Source organism: Microvirga ossetica (assembly GCF_002741015.1).
Taxonomy (GTDB): Bacteria; Pseudomonadota; Alphaproteobacteria; order Rhizobiales; family Beijerinckiaceae; genus Microvirga; species Microvirga ossetica.
On sequence record NZ_CP016621.1, the window covers coordinates 55,966 to 79,692 of the forward strand.

A 23,727-nucleotide genomic window follows, 5' to 3' on the forward strand; every position below is an offset into this window, starting at 1 on the left:
GCCACCATAGGAGCGCCCCGTATGGCCAGACAACTTTTATGACCTTCTCTCCCAATTCACTTACGAACAACATGTGGGGCTGGAGATTTGGTTTCCAACTCGATGAGCTGCGTCGATCCTACGAGGCGGCACGGGAGGCTTCCGATCGTGACCGGATCCGTATCGAACGACAATGGTCAGAATTCGAAGCAGAGGTAGCAGCAGGCCGTGCATCTTTCATCGAGGAGGATGAGGAGGGCCGCCTTATCTCTGATCATGGCGACCACGTAGGTGAGATGCTCTCGGAAATCAACGGTGTGCTGCACGTCCTACGTGAGGCATTCACGATCTCATTGCACCACTTCTGGGAGCGGCAGTTGAAGAGCCGCATGAAGGTTAAAGAATACAAAGAGGCGATGGCCTTCGCGTTTCTAAAAGATCAAGGCATCACACCTAATGAGCCGATGCTTACTGCGCTGCGACTCACTGCTAATGTCGCTAAACATAGTGAAGGGAACTCAGCAGACCACCTCTTCATCTTGCACCCCGACCTCTTCGATGTGACAGAGATGACTAAGTGGGATGCAGAGCCGAGCCATGAATATCTAAAGATTACTGACGAATTGCTCAACCACTTCTTCAGTGCCGTGCGCGATTCCGGGCCGACTGGAAAGGCGATTTGGTCTTAATAGGCCCTTTGTGGTTGACCTACACCTATCGCGCTTGGCTTCATATTGAGCTGCGGATGGGGCAAGCGCCCCTAAAGTTTCGGATTTGAAATTGCTTCAGCTCCAGCAAGTCTAGGGGCAAATTGTGCACTAGATCTATTCTATCGACTGTGTCAACGCATCAGAGGGCTTCCTTTGTCCGGAAAGACTCAATCCGTCGGCAAGCGCGTAGGTGGCTTCGTCTATGTGCACAGAGAAGCTATTGACCTAATCGAGACTAATCTCCAAGCGGTCGTCGAGAAGGCAGCAGCGCTACTGCCCAACCTGCCTTGGAACGTCGCTAAGGTCTCCCGGAGCGAGGTGTCCCTCCTTGTCTACGAAGACTTTGACAAGGCGGCCTTCCCGTCTCTCCTGCAATCCGCGAAGGTCGATCTAGCCACGGGCAAGGTCTCAACTAGGGACTACGAGGGCCGCGAGAGCCCGCCCATCCTACACCGCAAGGAAACCCTCCTGCGTCCAGGCGACCCACGCATCCCGAAGTTTAGCGCGCTCACGGCTGATGCCGAGGGGCGCGGCCTGTTTAAGGATTCAAACTCGATTGGCACGAAGCGGAAATGGGAGGAGAGGCTCCGTGAAGCAGGATTGAGAGTGGTGGCACAAAGTCTAGTGCAGGCTGATGACCGCCTGATTGATGTCGCGCGGCATCGGACGGCCATCGCTCGCCGCGATCTCTCTCAACCGATGCAGCTCATGATGCGCTTAGCGATTATCCGGCGGGAGTTCGACATCTTTGACTACGGCTGCGGTCAGGGAGACGACGTGGCGCTGCTGCAAGGCAACGGCTACGAGGCGTTTGGCTGGGATCCGCACCATGCTCCGAATGGACCGCGCCGGGCGGCTGACGTGGTGAACCTCGGCTTCGTGCTCAATGTTATTGAGAACCCGCACGAGCGCATCGAGACCCTCAAGGCGGCATGGTCCTTCGCAAAGCGGGTCATGACTGTCGCGGTGATGCCAGCCGGCAAGTACCCGACCACCGGGTATACCCCCTATAAAGATGGTTTCCTGAGTACGTGGGGCACATTCCAGCGCTTGTTTACGCAAGAAGACCTACGTCATCTGGTGGCATCCGCAACTAAGGAGAACCCAATTTCCCTAGCTCCTGGGATCGTCGCGATCTTCCGGGACAAGGAGCTTGAGCAGGAAATCACATACCGCAGACGCTCCCGCGCCTCGATGTTGTCTGAAACCTTCCGTGCTGTGCCGCGCCAGCGCCCGACAAAGGCCGCTCGGGTGCCGACCTCAATCAGAGAACGGATCGCGCCTCAGCTCGAAATTATCTGGGGCATCGCGCTCGAACTCGGCCGCCTTCCTGACATTACCGAGGTGGGGGATGACATCATTGGCTCATTGGCGGAGGCACGTGTCTCCTTTGAGCGAGCTCTTTCTCTTTGTGTTGACGCATTCAATCCTAGTAGCCTGAAAGAAGCTGCTGAAGCGAGAGTTGATGATCTGCTTGTTCACTTCGCCCTCACTCAGTTCCCGGGTGCCCCGCGCTATGCAACGTTGCCTAAGTCTATCCAAAGGGATGTCCGGACGTTCTTCGGAAGTCATGCCGCTGCGATGGAACGGGCGAGAGCACTTCTATTCTCAGTCGGTAAACCGGACAAAGTTAGAGAAGCGATTGACGAAGCATTGAGGCATGGCCTCGGCGGAACCTGCAACGGTTCCTTCCGCTTCTTGGCCTCCGCGCTGCCGCGGATACCAGCGGCCATTCGCGTCGTTATAGGCTGTGCCGAGGTGACCGAAGCTGACATCGGCTCCAGCGACTTCCTGGACGTTGCGCCCGATGAGGGGCTGGTCCGCGGGATCCGATGCGAGGACGCTACAAAAGCTCTTCCAGTGGTGGCAGAGATCGTTGAGGTTGATTTAAGGGCTCTACGCCGGAAAAGATCCCGTCCCAAGGGTATGATCTTATACCTTAAGAGCCGATATCTTCCCTCTGATGATCCTGCGCAGACAAGCCAGCGGGACATCGATGACAAGCTCATCAAGGCCGGGATAGTATCGCCTGAAGGCCTAGGACCAGATGCAGCAGCTCTGGCTCAGCGGCTCAATCCCATATCACGTTCCACCAGTACCTGAGTCATTGGCCAGCCGCCGCATGTGACGGCCAGCGGACGATCCCGCACCCGACGAGACCCGCCCCGCAAGGGCGGGTTTCTTCTTGCCTGGAGCCGTAACGTTTAATCGGCATCGTCGTCGGGACGCTTTCGCTTGAATCTTTCCTCGCAACGCTCCGAGCAGTAGCCACATTCGTTGCATACCAAGCGGCCACACGTCTGGCAGTTGGGGTGCTTTACCAGCGTCAACGGAAAGTTGTCGCAACGGAAGCCGCTTTTCGACTTGCCTCCGCAGTAGGTGTAGATGGTCAGCTTCTCCCCGCGATCAGTCTTCCCCAAGAGCATGTAGGGACTTGGAGCGTCGAAATGCCGGAAGTTGATACCTGATAAGGCTATCCGCTCACCACATTCCTCCAGCATCTTCAGCAGGTCAGAGAGTGAACCCGTGGGATCGTATAGGGCTCCGGAATCTCCCCCGGGGCAGTCAACATCAATCTCATACTCCATAATCTTGAACACATGTCTCCGCTCGAACGGTCCGCTACCAGACGATCCCTGCGCGGGTTCGCGGCGAATCCAATCGGTGAAGTTCTCAACCGAGATCATCCTTCGGATAAAGCGAATGACCGCCGCTCCGTTCTCGCCTCTGACGACGGAGTGCATAAACTCGGATAGGGCAAAGAGCGCGATAGTCAGCTTGCGATACGAAGACCGGGACACGGCGAGAGCGAACCGATCCACGAGATCCCTTTGAGACTGGCTCAAGACTTGGTAGACATCGCACTCCTGATGGCGACCGCAAGCGATCGCCAGTGCCATGATCGTTTCCGGTTTGCGGGCGAGGATGGCGGCCCACTCATACAACACCGTGTAATCAGGCGTGTATGCCTCTATCTCGAACGCCCAGGCCGGAATGTAGCCCGTATCGTAATGAACTGTCACAGGGAAGAGGCGATCCGGGAGCGTATTCACAGCATCCGTAGACTCCTGAACATCGCGCCTCGTAACAAGTCCCAGCAGAGTCTGACGGATTCCTTTCTCACGGTCAGGCCCACTGCCATCGGTTAGCACTCCGGCAATTGCGACATCCACCCCTGCAACGGCCTTGAATTTATCGACGTAGTTATGCCGTCGCCTGTTGCTGGTGAAGACGGTCGCGTTCTTGACATCAATCAAGGTGTCGGCCTCGATGTCGTGCGTTTTCCAGCGCACGTCACGGCCGCTAACCTGAAGGATCGACACATCAACAGCGCTCACGCCTAGTTGGTATCGATAGAAATCCGCAACGAACTTTTCGGCCATTCTCGCATATATGTATCGCTTGAACCTTGGCAGAGTCTGCGAGTAGTCGGACCACTTATCCACCTCATCGCGGGTAAGCTTTTCGTCGCTGTCGTTCGTCCAGAGATTAATAAGCTCGATATCTTCATCATTGAGGCGATCTTCGGCCCGGTTTTCTCGTCTGCTGATCGAGGATAAGGTCTTCCAAGTGACGACAGTTCGCTTCTCGAAGCTGCTCAAAACATGCCAATGGTGCTTCGGTCGACCATGTGGGTAGGGCACCGTCCCAAATCTGGTTTCGTTGGTGTTTGTATCCGTTAACGCGCCATAGAATGGGGGATCGAGAGTGTCTCGCTTTGGCATGAAGGCTTTAAGGAGCTTCAAGGCCGTATCGAGCCAAACTTGGTCATCTATTTCGCGATAGCCCTTTAGTCCTTCGAGACCTCGCAAGCTTTGTCGAAATAGATGTTGAGCCTTGAGGTTGGCGGCAATGATGCGTGGCTTGTCTCCATCCTGTAACCGCTTCAGCTCCTTCCATCTCACTATTATTGGGTCGCCAGCATGGTTAAAGAAAAGATCATATTCTTCTTTGTGCTGAGTGACGACGCTGCCAACTGTCTTCGTGCTCCTGAAGGAAAGCGTTTTGAATAGTAATTGGTGAAGGTCGCTATTCATAATCTCAGCACGGAATGATCTCACGGAGAGGCGGTAGAGCGGCGCAAGCCTGAATTCGCTCTTTAACCGACCCTGCGGGTCAGGGGAATAGGACGAGGCTGGTGTCAATGCGGCCAGAGCGACCCAGCCTCGCCAACTGCTGGAAAGCCGGCTCGTCGCTCCAACCCTCACGTCGTGCAGGATCTCGATCAAGGCGATTTTCCGCTTTTCTGGTCAGTTGCGATCCCCGCGACAACCCTAGAGGCATCGCAAGCAATGGAGGGCGACATGGCGGTGCAAGTGGTATCGGGCGCACGGAACGACGGCTGGTTGGAGCGGTTCACGAAGCAGGTTGCAAGCGGTCCTGCGGGGCGGCTCATCGACCTCTTGGGGTCAACGTTCCTGACGAGGCCGAAGACGCAATCCCCGTTCGGGGACTGGAAGGGCGTTGCGGCCGTCCTGCAATCGTCCAAGCCGCTTCCGGTGACGGTCGCGCCGTCGTTCGTCCAGACCGCCGCGGACACCCTGACCGAGATCAGGGAGAACGTCGCAAGCGTCCTGCGGTCGCTCAATCCCACGGACGGGATTGACGCGCTCAAGGCGAAGTTGAAGGACTTCGGCCTCAATCTCTACGAGAAGAAATCCGTCAACTATTTGCATTATGAGAAGACCAACACCCATCACAAGGCTTCGAAGGTCAACCCGGAACTGTCCTACTTCGGCACCTTGAGGCGTTCCCTCCAAGCGAAGCTGGCGGGGCAGATTGGACCCGGCGACCCGGCGACCGCCGTCCACGGCTGGGACGAGATGGCGTTCACGATGGGATTCAGCGGTGTGCAGCCGCAGGACCTCGTTAACGATCAGGGCAAGCCGCGCAACATCCTCGGCTACTCCGTCAGCACCGAGAAGGGGACTGATGGAAAGGCAGTGCGGCGCGGATGGATCGGAACCGTCCATGCCGTCGCCTCCGACGATCCCGCCGTCAACCTCAAGATGATGCGCGAAGCAAAGGCAAAGGGACTCGAGCTCGTCCTTCCGGAGCGGATGCGCGGCGATGCCGCCAAGGGGCTTCTGGTCCGTGGGATGCCGATCCTGGTCAAGAGCAAGGCGGGAGCGGACGGCAAGCGCGTTCCGGTGTCCCTCCCGGCCGACAAGATCCACCCGATGCTGTCCCTTGCCCGGCTGACCGCCGCCTGGGGCAAGGGCATGATCGAGCTCTACATTGAGAAGGCGGACAAGGCCAACAAGCAGAGCGGCCTGTTTGTCGCCCCAAGCAAGAGCCCGTTCCTTCACAGGGACGCTGCCCGAGCCGAGCGCGAGAGCCGCCAGTCCTTCTTCGACACCTTCGTTGCCAAGAAGGGAGCCGATGATTTCGCATTCGCTGGCGGCGACGCTGCTGACGACCTTTTTACGGCGTTCGCGGACGACAAGACTAAGCCCGCAGCCGGCTCCAAAGCGGCCGATCCCGTCCCCGAAGAGCCAGCCGCCGAGGACCGCCGCGACTTCCGCGTCCGCGTGAAGGAGGACAGGAGCGGGGTCTACATTTGGGATGCCGAGTTCGAGGCCGTCCAGTCCGCGCCAGTCAGCGAACTCGATCCTGGCCGCTACCCGCTGGAGGACTCGAACGGCAAGAAGCTGGGATACACCGACGTTCTTCCCGGGAAGCGCGTGGAGCATCGCAGCGCGGACACGAACGAAACCCTCAAGTTCAACAAGCCGCAGCCGTCGCGGGAACGTCGCTACGAGAGAGAGGATCGGTTTGCCGCCCGCATGTGACGGACGGCCCCGCGATCGAGACAGCAACCCGCCCAAGTGGCGGGTTTCGCTTTTCCGGGCCAAGGCCCGAAAGGGAAGAGGAAAAAGGAACGCGGGCTGGGTGGGCTTCCGGCATTGCCAATCGTTGGCAAAGAGGATCGTTCGATTTCCGAAGTAGTTATTTCGGTCTTCGAAGCTTTAGAACGATGCTGCTTTGACTAGGGTTGGTGATGCAAAGGACTAGAGCCGCCGAAGCCGAGATAATCCTTGTCTGCCAGTGACTTTCTTCTTGTCGGCTATTTACGTGGGCGCCCTATTCACCCATACTAATCCTGTAACGAGAGATCGTTGCTACACGAAAGGAACTTACCACATGACCGACACAAGCGCCGCCACGCTCATTCAGATCGCCGCCCGCAAGGTCGAGAAGGCCGACAAGAAGCTTGCCAAGTTCGAGGCCAAGTCCAGGGAGGACTTCTTCTACGCAGTCTTTGATGCCGTTGAACTCTTCGAGACGAAGGCCGCTCAACGCGCTTGGCAGGAGATCGCAGAGATCGACCCCGAGGTAGAGTTTTGGCGCATCAAGAAGCACGTCGCGGAGAAGGTATCCGCAGGCAAGTGGGTGGAAGGGTCTTCCTGCCAGATGAGGAACCTCTACCAGCGTTGCTCCCTCGCAGCGTGGATCAAGGTTCTCGATGCGATGGAATTCCACATCGACTGTCCCGAATTCGCCTGACGACGTGGCCGGGGCAGGTCCCCGGCTTCCTTCCCGGAACGAGACGACACCAACAGACGCAAGGGAGAGACACCATGAACCAGGGCCAGAGGATCGCCGTCATTCAACGCCTTTCGACGGCTAACGCGACTTCGCAGCGGGCGATCGAGAAGCTGACGGGCATCGTCGCAAAGGGCAACGCGCTCCACGGAATCCTTCACGGCGACCTGGATGACCTGAACGTCAACCTCAAGGTCGGCGGCGAGCTCATGTTGCTCCGCCTCTTCCTGAACAACCTCCGCGCCGACCTCGATGCGATCGAGAAGGCGGTGGTGGGGAGCCAGCAGGAATTGGGAATCATCGAGCAAGCGGCCTGACACAGCAACAACAACGAGGGGAAACAACACGACGACAGACAGCACCACAAGAGCCGACCACCGCACCGTCGAAGCCGCCTATTCCGCGATCCTGCGGATGCGGTGCGACCTCGAAACCGTCAGCCGGCGCGAGGCTGATCCGGACTTGACGGCGGCACTGGAGAAGGTGGTTGCGGCCATCGGCGCGGCCGTCCCCGAAATTGAGACGGCGGTCGATCTCATGGCGACGAAGGTCTTCCGCCCGGAGGCGATCCCCGGCGCGTAGCCGCCACCTCATGGGGAGCTCCCCACGACGAGAAGCCCGCCAATACGGCGGGTCTTTTCGTGTTGCCTCGGATTTCGAAGTATTGCATCCGCCCTCTCGCCTTGCGCTTGTCAACTATTAGTAACCGCAAGGCTTCATGCTTCCGGCAGGCGCGGCAACATCTATTTTTCTTCAAAGATTCGTCTTCGGCGCATTGACGGAGGGTGCGATTTACCCCCACACTATTCTTGTAACGTCATTCACAGGCGACGTTGCAAGCGAAAGGGAGTTACCACATGACCGACAGCAAGATTGCCGCCCTCCACGTAATCGCTAACCGCAAAGTCGAAGCCAACGAGAAGGCGATGGCGAAGTGGATCGAGGACGTTCAGGACCACTCGCGTTCCGCCCTGGAGTGGGCTGACTCCATGTTTCTCAACACTGCCTACGCGGAGGTCTGGAAGGAAGTCGGCGCATTCACGCGCGGGCGCAAGTCCTTCCTCGAAGTCCGCGACCTGGTGAGCCTCCGCCTCGTCAACGAGGCCACGTCCCCGTCGCGCTCCACCAGCGACTGCCACAACATCATGGCCCGCGCGAAGCTGGCCGCTTGGGGCGACGTTCAGAGGGAAATCCTCGACCTCGCCTGGGAAGACGACCACCGCGACGAACAGGCAGCGGCCTGATCCTAGAGGGCCGGGGCGATCCCCCGGCTCCCTTCCCGGGACGACACGATAGCGACGAACACGAAGGGGTTTTCAGATGACCGAGACGAACCACATCGCCGCACTGCGTAAGACCGCGCTAGACACCATCGAGGCCTGCAAGGAGAGGCAGACCAAGTGGTTGGAGGACGCGCATAAGGATCCAGTCCGCGCGATGGAATGGGCCGACAACATGTTCCTTAACACCGCCTACGTGCAAGTATGGGACGAGGTGGCCGGCATGACCGAATGCTACGACACCTTCCGCGAAATCCGCGATGCCGTGAACTTCAAGCTTTTCAGTCGAGCCAAGGAGGGAAGCACATCCACCAGCCAGAGCCGCAACGAGATGGACCTTGCGCGTCTGTCCGCTTGGAGCTCCGTGGCAGAGGCGATCGACAAACTCGTCAGGCGCGAAGAGCGGGCGGCACAGAAGGCGGCGTGAGGCGGCGGCACCGGAGCCGGGTCGTCCCGGCTCCATTCGGGCAAAAGGAACACGGAGTAAACGGGGCCACAGATGGACAGAAAACTTACCGACACCGAACTCGCAATTATTGACCGAGAGGCGAATAGGCGCATGGCCGAGGCCGACTTGTGTATCAAAGGCTGGGCAAAGGAGGCGATGGAGGATTCCCGACTCTTCCTCATCGGTTCCGGGGACGACTTTTGCGCCACCGTCCAGCGCAGATATGTGTGGGGGGTAGTTTCCTACGATGCGAGACTGGACTCCCTGATCGGCGTATTCGAGGCCAACCTACGGAAGCGGGCCGTCAATCCCGACCTCGACTACGAGAATGAGAAGGGCGGCAAGGCAAGGCCCGTCCTCGACGCAGCGGCGCACTACGAGGCCGTCGCCTGGAACGAGGTCGCGGACTTCATCGCCGGGTTGGCCGAAGGCGGCGGCAAGGAACCCGCCTGACCGTCCCAATTCCACTTTCCTATTTCCCATTCCGAAACCCGCCGCTTGGCGGGTTTCTTGCGTATTGGCCGTCGGTTTCGAAGCATTCCCGAACGCCAGCAATCACGGCCCATCGTCAACATTTAGTAGTCAAGTCCCGGCTGCTCCAGGAGTCCTTCTGGTGGCGCGATCTTTTTCTGCGGCGAATCCTTTCGGCCATTGACGTAGGGTGTTTTATACCCCCACACTCCTAATGTGGATGCTTGAAAAAGCCACACGGAGGGGGAACGCCATGACGACGAAGACCAAAAGGAAGCCGCGCCGGATTGGCTGCCCGATAACGATCAATCACTACCGCTACGGCCGCAAGGCTCACTTGGAGAGCATCCTTCGCCTCAAGCGTGAGATCCGGTCCTACGGAAACGTTTCCAAGCAGCCGATGCTGGCATTCGCCACCTCCCACCTCGGGAAGAAACTCACGAAGCTGCGCGAGAGCCTGGCCCACATGCGCCGCCAGCCGATCGTCGAAAGCCTCTGACGACAGGCCGGGATCGCCCCGGCCTCCCCATCCAATGACAGCAGCACGACAGGGAGCCAATCAGATGACCGACAGGAACAGAGCACTCCTTCTGGCCCAAGGACTCGGTATCGTCGTCCTCATCAAGCGCACGGCGGACAACCCGCGCAAGGTCGAACTCGAACTTTGCCCCGGGTACGGACTTAGGGCGACTGGCCGACCATACTTCCGGTGCAAGACCTGGAAGAAGGCACTGGCCTTCCTCGAAGACTTCGGGGCCGCTTCCAAGGCTCCCTGCGAACCCGGCGTGTTCCCCAATCCTGCCTTCCTCGCATTCCTCAAGGACCGATGCCCCGAGATCACGATCGACGGTCATTGGCTTCGATAACGAGCAACGGAGGGAGGTGGGAAATGGCCAGAGGGATTCCATTGGCAGAGCAGCATCGGTTCGAGGGGGACTACGAGATCGTCGTCAAAGGGAGCGGCAAGATGTGGTTCGCCAGCATCGTGTTCCGCGATGTGAGCGGCAGGGCCACGCCGACCACTTACTCCTGCCAGAAAGGCAAATACGGCGATCCCGAGCAGCGCATTGTCAGGAAAGCCCTCCAAGCAGACCTGGAACGGCTACGCGCCTACCGCGCCAAGACGGGTCGCCGCTGGGAGATCGAGAAGGTGGAGGGCCAGGTCGCGCTGAACAGGACTGCGAGACATGCCCGCAGGGCTGGCGTCGAACTGCCGCAACAAGAAAAACGCAAGCCGCCAACGGTCATCACCGACCGCCACTGACAGATCACCAATACCAACCAGCATGAAAGGAGTGACCGCATGAGCAAGAAGCTGAACATCCTCGTAACCGACGAAGCCGCACTGGAAGCCGCGATCGAGCCGATCCGTGGCCGTGCCACGACGTGGACGCATCCGGCCAGCGGCATCAGGAACGTTGCCGAACTGGCAGAGAGCCGACTTGCGAAGGCCGGGTTGCCTCCGTCCCACAGCGTCGGTGTCGTCGCCGTCCATACATCGATGGGGCCGGAATCCAACTCATACGACTACGGCGTGACCGGGAGCAGGATCACGCTCAAGCGTTCCAGGGACGGCTGGAGGTTCGTCGGCTACGAAAAGATCGGCCTTTACCCAAAGCAGGGCGGCAAGCTGGACCTCACGTTTCAGGAGAGACACCGCGAGGCGATGGTTGCCGCAATCCTCCGGAACAACCGGATCACCGTGAAGTCCGCGACGACCGAGCAGAAGGAGGCCGCGTGATGCTGGAATCCTTGCAGAAGATGGTTCCCCTTCACCACGGCTCCCGGTTCGAACTGAACGGCCACCTCTACGAGATCGAGGGGAGCTTTGTTCAGGCAAACACTCCCAAGGTCCGCGTCAAAGTCTCGAAGCTGGCGGACGGCGGTGAGATCGAGCCTCTAGGCACCGTGTCCATCAAGCGGTCGCCCGGGCAGACCGAGATGAGCCAATCCATGATCGCAAACCGTGTCAGGCCGCTACTCGGCAAGCTGGCGACGACGACGGAGGTTGACCTTTTCGGGGCCGACTGACGACGGGGCCGGAAGAATCCGGCCTTCCCCCGAGCCGCCGGCGACGACGGTTCCGGGGAGGGATGCCCGACACCCTCCACGACTTCAACACCAACACAGGGAGAACGACACCATGACCGACACGAAGCAAGCATTTCTCTTCCCGCACGACGGCGACGTTCACCTGATCGTCCGCACCGGGACGGAGATCGCCGCCTACTCCATCACGGACACCCACATCGGCGGCAAGGCCGAGCGCAAGGCCGTGATCGTCGGCAATCAGGACCGCGAGGCCGTCTACAAGGAGAAGCTGGACGCGCTTCACTACGCGAACCTCTCGCTCTTCAACGCCGTCTCGAAGTCCCTTCTCGGGGTTGACGGCATGGAAGCCGCCGAACAGGCCGGGTTCCGCTTCATCGAGCCGTCCGGTTCGACGTGGGATGGCACCGCACGTTTCCCGATCAAGGGACCGTTCGAGCTCGTCGCGGCATAGCCGCGACGTTCCCCCTTGAGGGGTTCCATCACCAATAGACGAAAGGAGCTACCATCCATGAAGAACGACGACGTGGATTATGAAGCCGCGCTGGAAGGCCCGATTTACGCGATCGCCTCCGCATCGAGCAACATCGAGTGGATCGCGGAACGCATCCAGCATTCTCACCCTACGGAATCCGCGACACTCGCGCTCCTGGTCCGCGGACTCAAGGGAGCCGTTCACATCGCGGAGGAAACCAAGCCGAAGCTGGCACCGGGGGCCAATCAATGGCCCGGGTCGCCAAGCATCCGATGGCGGAAGCCGCCGACGCGATCATGGCGACCGGACTCGTGAAGGGGAAGATGCCGGCGAAGGACGGCAAGCGTCTCTACCTCGTCCTTTGGGCGGTCAATCCCGATTTCCAGGGCGACGTGACAACGCGCGTCTACCTGGATTCCCGAGCGCGGGAGTTTCGGATCGACGCAGGAAAGGGACTGTCCCGCGACTTCTCGGAAGCCCTATTCGAGATCGGACTCACAGCCCGGGCTTTCGGGATCGTCACGGAGGAACGTGACGACGACCTGACCGTCAGGATTCAGTGAAAAGGAAAGGACAGCGGATGAACGGCGACTACATGGACGCGATGTGCATCGGCAACGAGGACTTCATGGAAGAGATCGAGGCCGAGATCCGTGCCGAACTCAAGGCTGGCCGCGCGGACGGACTGGTCGAGGGCGAGGCCCAGCGCGACTTGTCCGTCCGCATGTCGGGACGCGATTACGTCTTCAAGGCCAACGTGCCGGCCGACGTGGCGGCGCGTGACGGCGTGGAGAAGGCGGTGAACGCCGCCCTCAATCGCGGGCTGGCCGGGAAGATCGCCTGGGGACCACAGATCAGGTGGCAGATCGAGGATCACAGCCGATTCCTGCGGGATCGCGGCAGGGACGAGTCGATCGAGGTATGGTTCTAGCGGCTATGCGCCGACGACCACTGACCGCTTTTGCGATGCAGCCGGCGGCGGCAACCATTCAGGAGCCAACCAACAAGGGGAGGGGGCAGATGCAGTTGATGGACTACAGGCGGAAGGACGACTACGCAGCCCGGATCGAGGAACTGATGAAGCTGGTCGAGGTAAACGCCGCCGAGGCGAACCGCATCGAGCAGGACATGCGGTTTCGGGGCGGTGGGGCGCGTGACATGAGATCGGCGGCGATGAACCTTGCCGAAGCCGTCAGTTGCATGGCGGCGCAAATCCGGTCCCTCCAAGGACACGACGACAAGGCCGCATAGGCATCCGGCACCGTGACGAAGCGAACCCGCCCCGCAAGGCGGGTTTCTTCTTTTCGGGGAGGCCGTCGCGCCCGGGGCGACGCTCGGTAGCGTCAGACGACTCTTAAAGGATTCCTATGGGTCGCCTCACGGTAGACACCGCTGACTCTGGAAGACCCTGCGGGTCTAGGGGAAGAGGAGGAAAGAGTGGCCTTGGGTCGCCAGAGCCGTCCGAAAGCTGTCCTCAAGCCGTTGGCGACAGGATGCGCCGCCCGGGTCACCCGCAGACCCGATTTCGGCCTCAAATGCCCTCGATTCCGGCTGCAAGTAGAGCCCGTAAGTAGTTCCGGTGGATATCCTGTGGATATATAGTATTCGTATTGTATTCATAGCGTATTGATGCATTGACTTTCGAAGCGATTTCATCGGCGGAAACGGCTTAGTCTTGACGTATGCTTAAGGATCGGCTACCTTAGTATCGTGATGCTCCAACATCACTTGACAACTACGGAAGGAGTTACCGCATGGATTACGCCGCACAACACGCCGTCGAGGGCAACTACCAGATCGAGATCAGCGAGGGCTTCTGGCTCCGCACCGACCTTTCGATGACGGAGATGAGGTGGATGGCCCGGGTCGTCTTCATCGACTCCAAGGGCGTGAAGACCCCCACCTCTTACAAGGCCGAAACCTCGCAGGCTGGAGATCCCAACAAGCGGATCGTCCGCGCCAGGCTGCTCAACGCGCTCACCCGCCTCAAGGCTTATCGCCAGCAGACGGGCAAGCGGTGGGAGATCGAGCAGAAGGAGAAGCGCGAGGCCGAGAAGGCCGCGAGGCTGGCGGCGCGGGAGGCCGCGACGGCCGAGAAGAAGCCGGCGCGCACCAGGGCAGACCTCCTGGCCTCGGTCGCTGACTGACGGTGGTTGGCCGGGGCCAGTCCCCGGCCTTCCCCCGAGCCGCCGTGTGCGGCGACGGCTTCGGGGAAGGCTCCAACCTTCCACCAGACCGCATCGAAAGGACTTACCAAGTGACCATTGACTACGCAGCACTCCACGCCGCCGAGGGCGACTACCGGCTCCACATCGAGGCCGACTACTCGATCGTCATGGACGGGATTCATTTCTCGATCGTCCACGACAAATGGAAAGGCCACGTCGTCTTCATCGACTCCAAGGGCGAGAAGACCTGGACCGGGATCAAGGCGATGACGCTCAAGTCCGACGATCCCGACTACTCCGGATTGCGGGCCATGCTCCGGGGCGAACTTCATCGCCACCGCGAACACCGCGCCAAGACCGGCCGCCGGCTTGAGATCAACCGGATGCGGGCCCGAGAGGCCAAGAGAAAGGTCCGCCAGAGCGCGTGACCGGATCGCCGGGGATCAGTCCCCGGCCTTCCCCCGAGCGGCCGGCCACGACCGCTTCGGGGAAGGCTCCAACCTTCCGCAAGCCACCAAGAAAGGATTTACCAGTGACGAACACACGCAACGCCACCGCCAAGACCCTGACTGCCGTCATCACGATTGATGCCGACGATGTGGTCAACGCACTCCGCGACGTTGGCAAGGCCCGAGGCCGCGACGACGAACACATGAGGAAGTTCGCCGCTTGGCTGATGGGGGATCGGGTCAGCGTCGGACACATCGAGGACTTCGGCTGGGACGAACTCCGCCGCAACTGGTTCCAGCACCACGTCGCGGAGGAATACGAGTCCTTCATTGGCGAGACGGAGGGCTGGCCCGACGAGCAAGCCGCCTGACGACCGAGGCTGGGGACCACCCCGGCCTCTCCCCAAGCGGCCGACAGCGACCGCTTCGGGGGAGGCTCCAACCTCCCGCAAGCCACCAAGAAAGGAACTACCATGAAGGTTTACTACGGCTTCCCTCCCGCAAACGCCGACGAGGCAACCAAGGCCCGGTTTGAGGCCGGACACAGGGAACAGCGCACCCACGTTGTCGAGGTGATTTCCCTGCGGGTGATGCAGGGCTCCGGCTGGGATGATGAAGTCTGCCGGAAAGCCGAGGAAGTGCTTGAGGCGTTCAAGGGCCACGAACTGGACGCGGCGGCGTTCGACCGGACCATGAGCGCACTGCGTCGCCTCGAAGACTGACGGCGGGGCTGGGGAGTGATCCCCGGCCTTCCCCCGAGCGGCCGGCGGCGACCGCTTCGGGGAAGGCTCCAACCTTCCGCAAGACACCGCACCGAAAGGAGTTACCGATGACCGACCATGAAACACTTCACTCGGCCGAGGGCGACTACGAGATCATCGTTGAGGAAACTCAATACATCTCGTTCATCCCCTACAAGGTGTCCGCGCCCATGTGGGCGGCCCGACTCGTCTTCAAGGACTCGAACGGCCATGAGACGGCGACCGGGCATTACGCGGACACCACGATCGCCCACGACAAGAACCAGAGGCGGGTCCGTTGCAGGCTCATCAAAGCCCTTGGCAACTTCCGCGCCTACCGGAAGCGCACTGGCCTTCGCTTCGAGGTCGGGGAGATGAACGACACCGTGGCGAGGATCGAGGTCCGCAATGCCGAAAGGACGGCCCGCAAGGCCGCGAAGGTAGCGGCCTGATGACGGACTACGCGAAACTCCACGCCGTCGCCGGCGACTACGAGATCTTCCTTGAGGAAGGACACCCGTTCGACCCGGCATCCGGTCCTCGGTGGCTTGCCTACGTCGCCTTCCTGGCGGCGGACGGCACGATCACCCGGACGTTTCACGCGGTCCTCACCGACAAGGAGGACGACCCGATCGGGCTCGATGCCCGGGACCAGCTTCTCGGAGTCCTTGAGTTCTACCAGCGGCACCGCGCGGCGACCGGGAAGCGGTGCGAGGTCGAGACACTGGAAGAGCTGGATGCCGCCGGCACCGATCCGGACGACATTCCATTTGGGGAGCCGGAACGACTGGCAAGCTGAAACCGGGCCGGGGACGATCCCCGGCTCATCCGCCACCCGAACGAGGGAGGTTCAAATCATGGAGGACAGGGACGCATTGCATACCATCGCCGGCCGCTACGAGATCGTGACCGTCAAGGCTTCCGATCCCGCCAACGACCGGGCCGAACTCATCTTCCGTGCCGACGACGGCACCGAGGCACCCACGGGCCACTACTCCGAGAGGAAGCGGCCCAACGGCGACCTCTTCAAGAAGCGGGTCCAGGCTGACCTTAAGGAATGGCTGGACCGCTACACCGACTTCTATGTCCGCCTCAAGCTTCGGCTGGAAGTCATCGGCAAGCGGCCGGCCAACCAAGGCAACGCCGCCTACCAGGATCGCGGCATCCCGGCTTCCACGATCCCGGGCTGACGATCGAGGGCGGCAGAAGTCGCCCAGCGGTCTCCGCGTCGGGATCGTTCGAAACCCGAAGCATTCGGGACGGAACCAGCCAATCGAAACTGGATAACGTGCGTGGGGAGCTCCCCATAACTGGCCGCTCTACCTTCCTTCCCCCCTTCTGAACTTTCTTCTGTCGGCTTCCTTTCGGCGTTTGACTTGGGAGCGTTTTACACCCACCATCGTAAATGTAACGAGTGATCGTTGCACATCGAAAGGGAGTTACCACCCATGCAGAACCACGGCAGCCACGCAGTCACCCTCGTCATCGACCAAGCCCTGGACGGGTTCCAGCGGCACACCGACAAGGTTCTCAAGCAGGACAAGAAGGCACTCGAAGCCGCCTACAAGGCGAAGGACGAGGCCGCTTACAAGGACCTCCAGGCCAAGGTCGGCCTCGGCATCGACCGCCTGGACGCGATCAGCGACCGCTGGACCGTCCTCGGCCTCGTTGAAGGGATGACGGCGAACGAGGTCGCAATTGCGATCGAAGCCATGCTGGTCCTCCAGGCCCGCGCCCGCCTCGGCCTCGGCCTCAATGCCCATCAACTCCGCGACCTGGCGGAAGGCCAGTGGTTCAAGGAGATGGAAGCCGCCTGATCCCCGGAGCCGGGGCAAGCCCCCGGCACCTTCCCCGACGACGACAACCAGCAGGAGGATTGAATCCATGAGCAACGACACCAACAACGGCGTGACCATCATCGAGATCGACTACACCGAGATCGTCCATGTTAACGGCAAGCCGACCAACCTCGGGTTCCAGCCGCTCTTCAACATCTGGACCCGATGCGAGTCCAGCATTGGAGGCTGGATCAGGGGCAGCGGCCGGAACAACGAGATCAGGGACCGCATGGGCTACCTCGCGGAGATCGGCTTTGCCGAGAAGGTCCGCGCCGCCCGGGCCGCGGGTTCCGCCGAGTTCGAGATGAAGGAGTCGGTGTTTCCGGCTTACTCCGAACTCGATTCCGTGCGCCTTCACTGGAAAGAGGTCGATGCCCTGCTGCCTCGGTGCAGCAAGAAGCAGTCCCGCGTTGAGTTTCAGCATCCGTGGGGAAGCACTTACACCAACCTGCATTGGGCCGTCCTCCTGGACGGGATCGAGACTGGCTTCTCCTACTATCGCCGGAACTCCTATGACCAATGGGAGCTCTACGTGAAAGACGAGAACGGTTACGGGGTCAAGGTTCAGAGGGGGCAGTGCCACGCCGTGAAAGGCGGCATCCACCAACTCGTCGGCCTCGGCATGATCTCAAAGGTCCTCGCCGCCAGGGAGGCCGCGAAGAACGCCGCCTGACCGGACGGCCACGGCGGCAGAAGTCGCCAGCCTTCCCCCGAGCCGCCGACGAGCGCGGTTGACGGCTTCGGGGAGGGCAGAAGCCCCGACAACAACCAGCAAGGGAGGGACAGCCAGCATGACGAACATCGACACCATCAACATCCGCGACTTCGAAGACCCGGCACTCCGCCGCGCCTACGACGAGGCTTCCGATGCATTGGCGGCGGCGACCGAGAACTTGGAAGCTGCCCGGGAGGAAGGACGCAAGGCACTCCGTAGCGTCAGGTCGGAACGCCGTCGCGCCGCCTTCGAAGCCTATTGCGCCGCCTCCGTGGCCCATGACCGCGCACTGGTCGCATTCCGCGCCGCCGAGGACGCATTGCAGCAGGAAACCGGACGGCGCATCGGGGAAGCCCTCGCCGCCTGAATCCTTGGCTGGGTCCGATCCCCGGCCATCCCAATCCTTCCGCCGGCTATGGACGTGGGTGCTATTTACACCCATACTTTCCTTGTAACGTTCGCACGTTACGGACGAAAGGAGCTACCAGCCATGAGCAGCCACGAACTCTTCCACCTCATTGACGATGCCGCCAACGACCTCAAGAGCGCACAGGTCGAACGCGCCCTCCAGCGTCTCCAGGATGCCCTGCGGGCCATGAACGAGTCCTACGCCGCAGAAGCGGAGGCCGAGGCCGGGGAGTGATCCCGGCCTTTCCTCAAGGATAGGGGAGAAGGAAAATAGAATTCCAGGGGGCCGCTGACAGGGATCGGCGGCTTTTCCGTTTGAGATGTTTCGAGCCTCGAAGCATTCGCAGCCAGCCAGAGGATCGAGTCCTTTCCGCTGCCCTTCAAAGCGGCGACTTTTTCCTGCCGGCGCGTTGACGTGGGCGCGAATTACACCCACCATTTGCTTGTAATGCCGAGGGGCATTGCCAGCGAAAGGACCTTACCATGAGCGACACCGATTTCACGCCGCCCACCCTGAACGCAGCCGTCATCGCCGCCAGCAAGCGGTATCTCCCGAGTGCTTTCAACACCCTCGCGTATTTCCAGGAGGACTTCGCCGCCGATCCGTTCCGCGCCCTTGAGATGCGGACGGACCTTCACGTCTCCGCCGCCCGGATCAAGGTATGGGGCGAAATCTGCCGCAAGATTCTCCAGGGCGAAGAGACGGTGCGTAAGATCGCGGATCGCATTGACTCGGAGATCGAGGGCATGACTTCGAGGATCGGGGACAGCAACTATCTCACCAAGTTGGGCCTCGCTCACCTCCAGGCACTGTCCGAGGCGCGTCAGTCTCTCCAGTGGGCCATCAAGGACGACGACCTCTACGCCCGCTGGGCCGAGAACGATGCCGCCAAGAAGGCCGCAGCCGAGGCGCAGGAAGCCGCCTGACGACACCGGGGCCGGGTCCAGTCCCCGGCTCCCCACTTTCCCGCCGAGCGACGACAATCAACGAGGGAGGACTACGAGCCATGACCGACAAGATCGAAAACGCAAGCATCCGCAACATCAAGGCCGCAGACGCTTTCGTAGGTCTGTTCATCGTCGGTGCGGCCACGTGCATCCATCACGCCATGAATGAAGTCGGCTTCTTCGACCTCGGCACCATCCTCCGGGACGTTGGCGGCGGCGTGATCCATCCGGCAGCGGCTTTCGGTATCGCCGCAGCTTTCCTCGGCATGATGGGTATCCTCGCGCTGGGAGTGATCTCGGGCGTTTCCTATGCCTTCGGCAAGGTCCGAGGCTTCCGCCAGTAAGGACGGCACCGGAGGCGGGAACAGGAAACAGGAATCCTGACCGCTAGGGAACCCGCTTCACGGCGGGTTTTCCTTTGCCCGGGAAGGACTCACTACGCTCACAGCGTAACTTTTCCTTGCCGCCGGAATCGCCGGCCCGCAAGATTCAAGGACAACAACAAGGGAGGACCACGATGACTGACACCATTGAAACGGAAGCGACCAAGGCGAAGATCGAAGCCGCATACCGCCTCGGGAAGATCGAGGCGCGGAACAACGAGATCAACAGGCTTGGAACCATTTTTCTCGGGTTTGGGGTCCTGTTCCAGAACGTCTCGGCCATCGAGCTCGCGCCCTATGAACTGCTCCCTCGCATGGTCGATGAGTTCTTTTCGTGGTCCTACTGGTTCGCCTTGATCCCGGCGATGATCGTCCGGACGATTTGCACAAAGGCGATCGACAGCTTCACCACTCGGAAGCCGAAAGCCTCCGTCGCCGCCTCGGCTTGAGGTTTCCGGCATGACCGACGACACCGCAAATCCTGATCGGCACCGTCTGCGTCTCGTCGTGAGCAACGACGGGCCAATGGTCGCGTGTGATCCTCCGCAACCGTTTTCCGACGTGGACGAGGACAGAGAGCGTCGCGCCCTCGCGGTCCTCGACCGCTGGCGTGAGAAGGGCTTGAAGCCGACCACGCCGATCTACGACAGCCACGTCTATAAACCGCCGTCCCGGGCGCGGCTTGCCGTGATGCCCGACGAACCCGAGCGCGGGGACCGGGCCATCAACTGGCTCCGCGACGAGGCCCGGTATCAGGAATCCTTGGCCGAGAACGCCCTCCGACAGTTTCAGAAGGCCGTCGCCGCCGATCCGGTCACGGCCATTGCCTGGTCCGACGACGCGCTCATGGCCGCTCCAGGCGTCCTCACATGGGGGAAGATCGCGGAGTGGTGCGAGAGCGAGGGCGATCTTGCGGCCGTTGACGCGAAGATCGTTGAGACGATCGAGAAGAAGGAGAGAGCGGCCGACAAGGGCTGGGTTTCGGCCGAAGGAATGCTTGGCGACTATCACCGCGTGTCCCTCTGCATCCTCAAGGAAGTCCGTCACTTCATCTGGCTCCGGACGAACGAGGTCGTGGACGACAGCCTGGACGTAAGGGACGCGATGGAGCGACTGCATTCCATCGTCAGGAACATCTACACGCGGACGACAAGGTAGGGGTCCGGAAGGATCTGGCTTCCCCCGAGCGACAGGATCGGTGCCAAGACGGCAATGGACCCGGCCCGGAATCTCGGTATATCGAGCATCCGCTTGGTTCGATTGGGGAGCATGTGTGTTGAAGCCAGGATCTGACACGGAGTTGGAGAAGGAGCTGCGGCCTAAGCTGCTGGACGAATTCTCGCAGCATGTGTTGACCGGGGCGATGCGCGTCGTCCGCGACGAGAAAAATCCTATCCGCCTGAACCTATTCGCTGCGGCGGTGCGCGAGCTCTATAGCCACACGCTTCATCTGCTTGCCCCGGACGAGCGGGTCACGAAATGCTCTTGGTATAGACTCGAGCCAGGCACCAAGGGGCCGACTAGGGCGCAAAGGGCCAAGTTTGCGACCCAAGGGGGGCTATCGGATGAGTTCATTGCCGAGGTCGGCGTTGACGTTGAACACCTGCACCGGGCCGCGATTGATGCCATCAACGAGTTGAACAAGTTCACCCACGTTCGCCCGGGAGTGATCGAACCGGACAAGGGAAAGGTCGAATCCTTTGTCTCGGAGGCGTTATCTGCGTTGATCGGCCTTTTCGAGTCGTTCGCGGAGTGCAGTGAGGAAGTGTTGCACACGCTCCAGGACGCTATCGACCGGGCGGCCGTGGAAGCGTTCGTGCTTGAGACGATACCGGAGGTGGACGAGCTTGCTACCCACCACTCTGTCGAGGAGGCTTACGTCGAGGACATGGCCATCACGGCGGTTACTGAAACAACGGTTCACTTCAAGCTTTCAGGCTCGTTGTCCGTGGAGCTCCAATGGGGTTCGAACTCGGATTGGCGGCGAGGCGATGGAGCAAAGATGCGCCAGAGCTTTCCATTCGAGATGACGATGCAGTCATCCGTGGATGCCCTCACGAACTTTGACGAGGTTGTATTTCAGGTCGATACAAGCCGCTGGTATCAGTAGGCATCTCTTGCCACATTCATCCATTCACCGCCTCCGCTTTCTCGTTGCCGGCGAGCTCCAGTAGCCCGAGTCCGTCCAGGCGCGCCTTAATCTCGGCCAGCGTGACGGGCTTGTAGTCCCAACAGCACGTTCCAACGTCGATCGAGCGGCCTTGCGGCGGCAGATTGCCGTGGGAGTGACCGAAGAGGTGGTAGCTGCCGTATCTCGCTCGGTTCCACGTCCGCTGTGCGTAATGGTGGAGGCAAACCAGGTCGTCGCCGTCCTTGATCTCCAGATACGGCTGCGAAGAGGCCCACTCCGTCATCCGGCGAACCGTGTTGTGGTCGTGGTTTCCCCAAATCAGGTGAATGTGGCCGTTCAGGCGTGGGAGGATTTCGGCAACGACCTTCGCCTTCCCCCACGCGAAGTCGCCCAGGTGGTAGACGGTATCGCGGGGACGGACGCGGGCATTCCAGCGTCGGATGATCTCCGCTTCCATTTCCTCGACCGAGACGAACGGCCGGCGGTCGTGGTGCAGGATGGCGGCATGGCGGAAATGGGTGTCTGACGTGAAGAAGAGGGTCATCGCTCGTTCCTTCGGATTTCGAAAGGATGGAAAGGATTCGGAGTCCTTGCCGCGGCCTGACGAGCGATGCCCCGGGGATCACCGGGGATGCCTCACCGGACCAGCGGCCCCTTTATTCGAGCGATGCGAAGGCTTCCCGGACGCACGACGGCGGACAGGGCAGGGGCGGTGTCGCCCTTGGTCCTATGTTCCGTTCCCGTCGTCACGATTGCGTCTCTCCTGTTTGAAGCCGGGCTACTATCCCGGGCTCCGATCCGTTTGTGAAGCCGGCAATTTTAGGATTTCGAGATCGTTCGACGCTCGACGTTTCGCCGGCGGTTGCAGTGAAAGCGCATTTTCGCACACGATCACTTACGCACACATAACAAGGGGAGGGAGCCATGTCGGGAATGAGAGCCATTAAGCCCGGAACGAAGCCGGAAGACGTTTTCTACGAGGCGCAGTGGGCCGGGAATCTGGCCGGGGCGGCAGCGATCCTTCGGCCGGGAAAGAGTCCAAACCTCACGCTGGTCCGCGCGATGAATAACTTGGGCTTCGCGGAATATCGCGCAACGTTCAACGGGGCTACACGTCCGGTTGCACCGTTCCTCAACACCTGGAACGCAGCCAGCACCGGGTTTCCCTGGGGCGAGGTCGTGATGGTTGACCGAGTGGCCTTCTTCCTCTCGACCGAGGAAATCCGGTCCTACCGGAAGCGGCTGCTGGAGATCGAGGCGGAAACGCAGTCGGAGTTGCAGGGGCGGAAGATCAAGCCAGCGGGAACCCCACGGAAGAGGACGAGGAACGTTACCAAACAAGCCGCCTGACGACGACCGGAAGACCACCGGCGTTGCCGGCGGATTGGGGGGAAGGAAAAAGGAGTTTCTGGTTCAGAGGGTTAGGCTAAGTCCTGGGGATTCCAGGCAGATTTCGTTGACAGGGGGTATTACGCACCCTAATGTAGAGATAGTTCGAAGATCGAAAGGGGTTCATGACATGACCATCGCAGCGCACACCGTTTCCCGACCTACCACCCGCAAGGTCATTCGCCAGGTCCCGCAGCAGAAGGGCGTGATGCAGGCGGTTGGAGAGGCATACATCAAGACCATTCTCAAGGTCGCCCTTGGCCTCGGAGTTCTCTTCCTGCTCCTGGCGCAGACCAAGCTGGTTTTCGACGTTGTTTCCGTGTTCTTCCCGGGCCTCATGCTGGCTGGTATCGGCATGGCAATCCGCGGAGAGGGTGGCCTCCTGCGTAACTTCTTCGGCCTTCCGGTGGTTGGCCTCGGCACCCTGTTAATGGTCTACGCCTTCGTGAACCCGCTGACGGGACGTGGAATCGACTACTTCATCTACGCGTCGGGCTTCGACCGCTTCGTCTACTCGTTCTTCTGATCGCCTGACGACACCGCTCCTTTCGAACGCGTTCTTGCGCCGCCTTGCCCTCGGGTCCGTCCCCGGGGGTTTTT

The 23,727-nt window shown here is 60.6% G+C and carries 38 protein-coding genes; 36 read left to right on the forward strand and 2 right to left on the reverse strand.

Annotated features, from left to right (window positions below; translation table 11 throughout):
- Nucleotides 1-38: 38 nt before the first annotated feature.
- Nucleotides 39-668 carry a hypothetical protein gene (locus tag BB934_RS46065; protein WP_099516207.1) on the forward strand — a complete coding sequence of 210 codons (630 nt, stop codon included), beginning with the start codon at nt 39-41 and terminating at the stop codon, nt 666-668.
- Between the two features lie 174 nt (nt 669-842).
- Nucleotides 843-2,792: a DNA phosphorothioation-associated putative methyltransferase gene (locus BB934_RS46070; protein ID WP_157934763.1), complete on the forward strand. Its 1,950-nt coding sequence runs from the start codon at nt 843-845 to the stop codon at nt 2,790-2,792.
- 101 nt (nt 2,793-2,893) lie between these two features.
- Here the strand turns inward: BB934_RS46070 and BB934_RS46075 are convergent, their stop codons facing one another.
- Nucleotides 2,894-4,918: a hypothetical protein gene (locus tag BB934_RS46075; RefSeq protein ID WP_099516209.1), complete on the reverse strand. Its 2,025-nt coding sequence runs from the start codon at nt 4,916-4,918 to the stop codon at nt 2,894-2,896.
- Nucleotides 4,919-4,993: 75 nt separating this feature from the next.
- Between BB934_RS46075 and BB934_RS46080 the strand changes: the two genes are divergently transcribed.
- The 32 genes from BB934_RS46080 to BB934_RS46230 all read left to right on the forward strand — a co-directional run bounded on the left by BB934_RS46080 (nt 4,994) and on the right by BB934_RS46230 (nt 21,717).
- The gene (locus BB934_RS46080; RefSeq protein ID WP_099516210.1) at nt 4,994-6,481 is read left to right on the forward strand and encodes a hypothetical protein; all 1,488 of its coding nucleotides are present in this window, start codon (nt 4,994-4,996) and stop codon (nt 6,479-6,481) included.
- A gap of 352 nt (nt 6,482-6,833) precedes the next feature.
- Entirely contained in the window at nt 6,834-7,196 is a 363-nt protein-coding gene (locus tag BB934_RS46085; RefSeq protein WP_099516211.1) for a hypothetical protein, read from the forward strand.
- A gap of 74 nt (nt 7,197-7,270) precedes the next feature.
- Nucleotides 7,271-7,552, forward strand: coding sequence for a hypothetical protein (locus BB934_RS46090; RefSeq protein ID WP_099516212.1), 282 nt, complete (start codon nt 7,271-7,273; stop codon nt 7,550-7,552).
- Nucleotides 7,553-7,649: 97 nt separating this feature from the next.
- Nucleotides 7,650-7,817: a hypothetical protein gene (locus BB934_RS48325; protein WP_157934764.1), complete on the forward strand. Its 168-nt coding sequence runs from the start codon at nt 7,650-7,652 to the stop codon at nt 7,815-7,817.
- 275 nt (nt 7,818-8,092) lie between these two features.
- Nucleotides 8,093-8,479, forward strand: coding sequence for a hypothetical protein (locus BB934_RS46095; protein ID WP_099516213.1), 387 nt, complete (start codon nt 8,093-8,095; stop codon nt 8,477-8,479).
- Between the two features lie 76 nt (nt 8,480-8,555).
- The gene (locus BB934_RS46100) at nt 8,556-8,942 is read left to right on the forward strand and encodes a hypothetical protein (protein WP_099516214.1); all 387 of its coding nucleotides are present in this window, start codon (nt 8,556-8,558) and stop codon (nt 8,940-8,942) included.
- Between the two features lie 72 nt (nt 8,943-9,014).
- Nucleotides 9,015-9,416 (forward strand): hypothetical protein, encoded by a 402-nt coding sequence (locus BB934_RS46105; RefSeq protein WP_099516215.1) that lies wholly within the window; start codon nt 9,015-9,017, stop codon nt 9,414-9,416.
- Nucleotides 9,417-9,687: 271 nt separating this feature from the next.
- Nucleotides 9,688-9,933 carry a hypothetical protein gene (locus tag BB934_RS46110; RefSeq protein WP_099516216.1) on the forward strand — a complete coding sequence of 82 codons (246 nt, stop codon included), beginning with the start codon at nt 9,688-9,690 and terminating at the stop codon, nt 9,931-9,933.
- A gap of 64 nt (nt 9,934-9,997) precedes the next feature.
- Complete coding sequence (locus BB934_RS46115; RefSeq protein ID WP_099516217.1) at nt 9,998-10,300, forward strand: hypothetical protein; 303 nt, start codon at nt 9,998-10,000, stop codon at nt 10,298-10,300.
- 23 nt (nt 10,301-10,323) lie between these two features.
- Complete coding sequence (locus BB934_RS46120; RefSeq protein ID WP_099516218.1) at nt 10,324-10,698, forward strand: hypothetical protein; 375 nt, start codon at nt 10,324-10,326, stop codon at nt 10,696-10,698.
- 39 nt (nt 10,699-10,737) lie between these two features.
- Entirely contained in the window at nt 10,738-11,175 is a 438-nt protein-coding gene (locus BB934_RS46125; protein WP_099516219.1) for a hypothetical protein, read from the forward strand.
- Nucleotides 11,175-11,465, forward strand: a complete 291-nt coding sequence (locus tag BB934_RS46130; protein WP_099516220.1) for a hypothetical protein — start codon at nt 11,175-11,177, stop codon at nt 11,463-11,465. The genes BB934_RS46125 and BB934_RS46130 overlap by 1 nt, the downstream gene beginning before the upstream one ends.
- 112 nt (nt 11,466-11,577) lie before the next feature.
- Nucleotides 11,578-11,937 carry a hypothetical protein gene (locus BB934_RS46135; RefSeq protein WP_099516221.1) on the forward strand — a complete coding sequence of 120 codons (360 nt, stop codon included), beginning with the start codon at nt 11,578-11,580 and terminating at the stop codon, nt 11,935-11,937.
- A gap of 269 nt (nt 11,938-12,206) precedes the next feature.
- Nucleotides 12,207-12,521: a hypothetical protein gene (locus BB934_RS46145; protein ID WP_157934765.1), complete on the forward strand. Its 315-nt coding sequence runs from the start codon at nt 12,207-12,209 to the stop codon at nt 12,519-12,521.
- Nucleotides 12,522-12,538: 17 nt separating this feature from the next.
- Nucleotides 12,539-12,889: a hypothetical protein gene (locus tag BB934_RS46150; protein WP_099516224.1), complete on the forward strand. Its 351-nt coding sequence runs from the start codon at nt 12,539-12,541 to the stop codon at nt 12,887-12,889.
- Between the two features lie 89 nt (nt 12,890-12,978).
- Complete coding sequence (locus tag BB934_RS46155) at nt 12,979-13,209, forward strand: hypothetical protein (RefSeq protein WP_157934766.1); 231 nt, start codon at nt 12,979-12,981, stop codon at nt 13,207-13,209.
- Nucleotides 13,210-13,712: 503 nt separating this feature from the next.
- Nucleotides 13,713-14,105, forward strand: coding sequence for a hypothetical protein (locus BB934_RS46160; protein ID WP_099516226.1), 393 nt, complete (start codon nt 13,713-13,715; stop codon nt 14,103-14,105).
- A 110-nt stretch (nt 14,106-14,215) separates the two neighbouring features.
- Nucleotides 14,216-14,554, forward strand: a complete 339-nt coding sequence (locus tag BB934_RS46165; protein WP_157934767.1) for a hypothetical protein — start codon at nt 14,216-14,218, stop codon at nt 14,552-14,554.
- Between the two features lie 104 nt (nt 14,555-14,658).
- Entirely contained in the window at nt 14,659-14,946 is a 288-nt protein-coding gene (locus tag BB934_RS46170) for a hypothetical protein (protein WP_099516228.1), read from the forward strand.
- Between the two features lie 102 nt (nt 14,947-15,048).
- Nucleotides 15,049-15,297, forward strand: a complete 249-nt coding sequence (locus BB934_RS46175) for a hypothetical protein (RefSeq protein ID WP_099516229.1) — start codon at nt 15,049-15,051, stop codon at nt 15,295-15,297.
- Nucleotides 15,298-15,404: 107 nt separating this feature from the next.
- Nucleotides 15,405-15,767, forward strand: coding sequence for a hypothetical protein (locus BB934_RS46180; protein ID WP_099516230.1), 363 nt, complete (start codon nt 15,405-15,407; stop codon nt 15,765-15,767).
- Nucleotides 15,767-16,114, forward strand: coding sequence for a hypothetical protein (locus BB934_RS46185; protein ID WP_099516231.1), 348 nt, complete (start codon nt 15,767-15,769; stop codon nt 16,112-16,114). Before BB934_RS46180 ends, BB934_RS46185 begins: the two co-directional genes overlap by 1 nt.
- A gap of 58 nt (nt 16,115-16,172) precedes the next feature.
- Entirely contained in the window at nt 16,173-16,505 is a 333-nt protein-coding gene (locus BB934_RS46190) for a hypothetical protein (protein ID WP_099516232.1), read from the forward strand.
- A 258-nt stretch (nt 16,506-16,763) separates the two neighbouring features.
- Complete coding sequence (locus BB934_RS46195) at nt 16,764-17,132, forward strand: hypothetical protein (protein WP_099516233.1); 369 nt, start codon at nt 16,764-16,766, stop codon at nt 17,130-17,132.
- A gap of 67 nt (nt 17,133-17,199) precedes the next feature.
- Nucleotides 17,200-17,826 carry a helix-turn-helix domain-containing protein gene (locus tag BB934_RS46200; RefSeq protein WP_099516234.1) on the forward strand — a complete coding sequence of 209 codons (627 nt, stop codon included), beginning with the start codon at nt 17,200-17,202 and terminating at the stop codon, nt 17,824-17,826.
- A gap of 118 nt (nt 17,827-17,944) precedes the next feature.
- Complete coding sequence (locus BB934_RS46205) at nt 17,945-18,235, forward strand: hypothetical protein (RefSeq protein WP_099516235.1); 291 nt, start codon at nt 17,945-17,947, stop codon at nt 18,233-18,235.
- 123 nt (nt 18,236-18,358) lie between these two features.
- Nucleotides 18,359-18,511: a hypothetical protein gene (locus BB934_RS48330; RefSeq protein ID WP_157934768.1), complete on the forward strand. Its 153-nt coding sequence runs from the start codon at nt 18,359-18,361 to the stop codon at nt 18,509-18,511.
- Between the two features lie 248 nt (nt 18,512-18,759).
- Entirely contained in the window at nt 18,760-19,203 is a 444-nt protein-coding gene (locus tag BB934_RS46210; protein ID WP_099516236.1) for a hypothetical protein, read from the forward strand.
- Nucleotides 19,204-19,283: 80 nt separating this feature from the next.
- On the forward strand, nt 19,284-19,568 hold the full coding sequence (locus tag BB934_RS46215; protein WP_099516237.1) for a hypothetical protein: 285 nt from the start codon (nt 19,284-19,286) through the stop codon (nt 19,566-19,568).
- Between the two features lie 173 nt (nt 19,569-19,741).
- Nucleotides 19,742-20,056 carry a hypothetical protein gene (locus BB934_RS46220; protein ID WP_099516238.1) on the forward strand — a complete coding sequence of 105 codons (315 nt, stop codon included), beginning with the start codon at nt 19,742-19,744 and terminating at the stop codon, nt 20,054-20,056.
- A gap of 10 nt (nt 20,057-20,066) precedes the next feature.
- Nucleotides 20,067-20,765 (forward strand): hypothetical protein, encoded by a 699-nt coding sequence (locus BB934_RS46225; protein ID WP_099516239.1) that lies wholly within the window; start codon nt 20,067-20,069, stop codon nt 20,763-20,765.
- Nucleotides 20,766-20,883: 118 nt separating this feature from the next.
- Nucleotides 20,884-21,717 carry a pPIWI-associating nuclease domain-containing protein gene (locus BB934_RS46230; protein WP_099516240.1) on the forward strand — a complete coding sequence of 278 codons (834 nt, stop codon included), beginning with the start codon at nt 20,884-20,886 and terminating at the stop codon, nt 21,715-21,717.
- Nucleotides 21,718-21,733: 16 nt separating this feature from the next.
- On the opposite strand, the gene BB934_RS46235 is transcribed toward BB934_RS46230, so the two are convergent.
- A complete protein-coding gene (locus BB934_RS46235) occupies nt 21,734-22,282 on the reverse strand; it encodes a metallophosphoesterase family protein (RefSeq protein WP_099516241.1) in 549 nt (182 codons plus the stop codon).
- A gap of 380 nt (nt 22,283-22,662) precedes the next feature.
- Between BB934_RS46235 and BB934_RS46240 the strand changes: the two genes are divergently transcribed.
- Nucleotides 22,663-23,088, forward strand: coding sequence for a hypothetical protein (locus tag BB934_RS46240; protein WP_099516242.1), 426 nt, complete (start codon nt 22,663-22,665; stop codon nt 23,086-23,088).
- Between the two features lie 169 nt (nt 23,089-23,257).
- Complete coding sequence (locus tag BB934_RS46245) at nt 23,258-23,653, forward strand: hypothetical protein (RefSeq protein ID WP_099516243.1); 396 nt, start codon at nt 23,258-23,260, stop codon at nt 23,651-23,653.
- The last annotated feature ends 74 nt before the right edge of the window (nt 23,654-23,727 follow it).